Source organism: Candidatus Kryptonium sp. (genome assembly GCA_025060635.1).
Taxonomy (GTDB): Bacteria; Bacteroidota; Ignavibacteria; order Kryptoniales; family Kryptoniaceae; genus Kryptonium.
This window is the reverse complement of sequence record JANXBN010000027.1, coordinates 1-2,965: the sequence shown is the minus strand read 5'-3', so window position 1 is coordinate 2,965 and position 2,965 is coordinate 1. Positions and strand designations below refer to the sequence as shown.

The following is a 2,965-nucleotide window of genomic DNA, read 5'->3' as shown; positions in this document are numbered from 1 at the left end:
GATTGGCGAGAAAGAGAAATCGACTTAGGAAATTTAGCCGAAAAATATAATGAGTTTAAGCACCAAAAAATTATCTATATTCGAGATAAGGTTTTAGAAAGAGAAACAATTTTTAACTTGAGTAGAAAAGCTAGACCTCAACCACAAAAAATAGAAAATATTCCGAAAAATGAAAAAGAGTATGATCCTTTCTGCCACTATGAAACCGAAACTCCTCTTGACGAGTTAGGTAGATTACAGAACGAAGTAGCAGTAACTTCAGCTAACATTTCAAAAATGGCTGATTATCATAGCTTAACTATATTTAAAAAACATCAACTCGAAGAACTAAATGAAAAGGATTTTGAAGGAGCAATTGATCTATCTCTAAATTGGTTTGAGAAAATTAAAAGATATGACGAAAAAATTAAAACCTCTATTTTTATCTGGAACTATCATTATCGAGGAGCAGCATCAATTTTACATCCTCATTTTCAGTTATTAGCTTATATTTATGAACCAATTAATATATCTTCGCTTTCTCAAAAGTTAATGAAATATCATCAAAGTTTTAAGAGTCATTACTTAGATGACTATTCACGATTAGCAATCTCATTAGGAATAGGAAAAGAGAAAGAAGAATGTAAAATTTGGTTTAGCCTTACTCCCCCTAAAGAAAGAGGGCTTAACATATATGGCAATTTAAAACCAAAATTTTTATGGAAGGTTATTAAGGCATTAGTTGAATCTGGCACTCAAAGTTTCAATCTTTTTTACATAGTAGATTCAACTTCGCTAAAAAACTTTGGTTTTTTTGTTGATCGAGGAAGTATAAGTAAGTTAAATTCTGATTTCGGTAGCTTAGAAATTTTTGGCTTACCAGTTGTTAGTACTGATCCCTTTGAATTGGCCAAAGAAATTTTTAGTAAATTTTCACTGGGCTAACTTTTTGAGGTTGTTGACGAACAAAATTCAGAGGAATAAAGATAAAGTAAAGAAGTATAAGAAAAACCACTACCCAAATCAATAGCCTGGTCATCTTTAGCTAAATTATACCTTAATCACCACAGGTAAGACAATAGGACGACGTTGAGTTTTCTTAAACAGAAATTCAGCAATTTCCTCCTTAAGGCTATACTTTATCTGTTCTTCCTGAATCAATGGTGATTCATCACCTAAAAATTTAGTGTTCCTCTTAACAATTTTGGTGATAAGATTTCTTACTTCTCTTAATAACTCTTTTGATTCTCTCAAGTAGACAAAACCACGAGAAATAATATCAGGACTAGTTTTCACTTCTCCCGTTGAAACATCAATAGTAACAACCACTACAAACATTCCATCCTTAGCTAAATTTTGCCTATCTCTCAGAACAACTTCTTTAATATCACCAATGCCAAGACCGTCAACATAAACAACATTCGCAGGCACTGTCTCATGACTAATAAAAACCTTTTCTGGTATCATCTTGATTATCTGACCATTTTGAGCAACCAAAATTTTTTCTTGGGGTATGCCCAAGCTCAAACCAATTTCCTCAACCGCTTTTAACATAAAGTAATGACCATGAATGGGCATTAAATATTCTGGTTTGACAAGATTAATCATTAATTTAACTTCGTCAGCAAAAGCATGACCAGAGGCATGAATGTCCATCATTTGATAGTGAATTATTTTTCCTCCCTGTTTTTGAAGAGTATCTTTAAGATCTTGAATGACTCTTTCATTGCCAGGAATGATAGAAGAAGAAAAAATAATAGTGTCTCCTGGAATAATCTTAAAATAACGATGCTCGGCGTTAGCAATTTTCATCAGAGCTGATCCTTCTTCTGCTTGAGAACCAGTGCAAATGATAGTTACCTGATAAGGAGGCAAGCGAAAACTATCCTCAGGTCTAATAATTGTCCCTTTTGGCATCTGAAGGTATTTTAACGCCCGAGCTACCTCAATATTTGTCTTTAAAGTTCTGCCATCAATTACCACTTTACGACCATAAGCGTTAGATAACCAAATAAGTTGTTGAACTCTCTCCAAAAGCGAAGCAAAAGTAGCAGCAATTATTCTACCTTGACTCTTTCTAAAAACTTCCTCGAGTGTTTCCATAATTTTTCTTTCTGAAGCAACGAAGCCACTTTGATAAGAGTTGGTTGAATCAATCATCAACAATCTTACCCCTTTCATTGCCAGTCTAACAACTCTGGCTAAGTCAGCTGGTTTATCAAAAAAAGGTGTGAAATCAATTTTAAAATCACCAGTGTGCATCACATTACCAGCGGGGGTCTGAATTAGTAAACCAATTGAATCAGGAATATTATGATTGACATGAAAATAATCAATGGTAAATGAACCAAGAGTGAAAGTTTTATATCTTTCTTTTCTAACCTCGCTAATTTCTAATTGAGGAGAACTGGTAAAATCCTCCTGTCTCTTTAAAATTAATCCCCTCGTCAATGGGGTAGTATAAAGAGGAGGATTGCCTAATTTTTCAATAATGTAGGGCACAGCACCAATATGATCATAATGACCATGAGTAAAAATTACTCCCACTATCTTATCCCTATTTTTTTCTAGATATTCAACATTAGGAATGAGAAAGTCAATTCCAGGCATCTCTTCAAAATAAGGATATCCCAGTCCAATATCAACAACTAAAATTTCCCGATTGTCATATTCAAAAGCAGTTAAGTTACGACCCACTTCTTCCAAACCACCAAGTGGAATAATTTTAAGTTCGCCCTTATATTTTGAAGATTTAAGAAGGGTTTGGGCTTTTGTTGCTTCGCTAACTAGTTTCTGAATCATCAAATAAACTAATTCGCCTTTGTTTATTAGGCTACTGGAGAAAAATTAATTAATTGACCATAATCAAAACTTAGTTTTATCTTTTGCCGAGGATGGGATTCGAACCCATACAGCTTTAAAGCTACGGAGCCCTGAACCCCGCGCGTCTACCAATTCCGCCACCTCGGCAATTTTATTCTTCTCT

2 protein-coding genes and 1 tRNA gene are annotated in these 2,965 nt (G+C 34.1%); 1 reads left to right on the top strand and 2 read right to left on the bottom strand.

The genetic code is table 11. The features are described 5' to 3' along the window. On the top strand, window positions 1-924 hold a 924-nt coding region (locus NZ923_10660), incomplete at its 5' end, for a hypothetical protein (protein MCS7230471.1). 105 nt (window positions 925-1,029) lie between these two features. Here the strand turns inward: NZ923_10660 and NZ923_10655 are convergent. Together NZ923_10655 and NZ923_10650 are read right to left on the bottom strand one after the other, a co-directional pair. Next, window positions 1,030-2,781: a ribonuclease J gene (locus NZ923_10655; protein ID MCS7230470.1), complete on the bottom strand. Its 1,752-nt coding sequence runs from the start codon at window positions 2,779-2,781 to the stop codon at window positions 1,030-1,032. An 84-nt stretch (window positions 2,782-2,865) separates the two neighbouring features. Continuing rightward, window positions 2,866-2,949, bottom strand: a tRNA-Leu gene (locus NZ923_10650). Window positions 2,950-2,965: the final 16 nt, after the last annotated feature.

Bases quoted from the DNA above. Each gene is read 5' to 3' on its own strand.
- NZ923_10655 (MCS7230470.1), bottom strand. From the start codon at position 2,781: ATGATTCAGAAACTAGTTAGCGAAGCAACAAAAGCCCAAACCCTTCTT.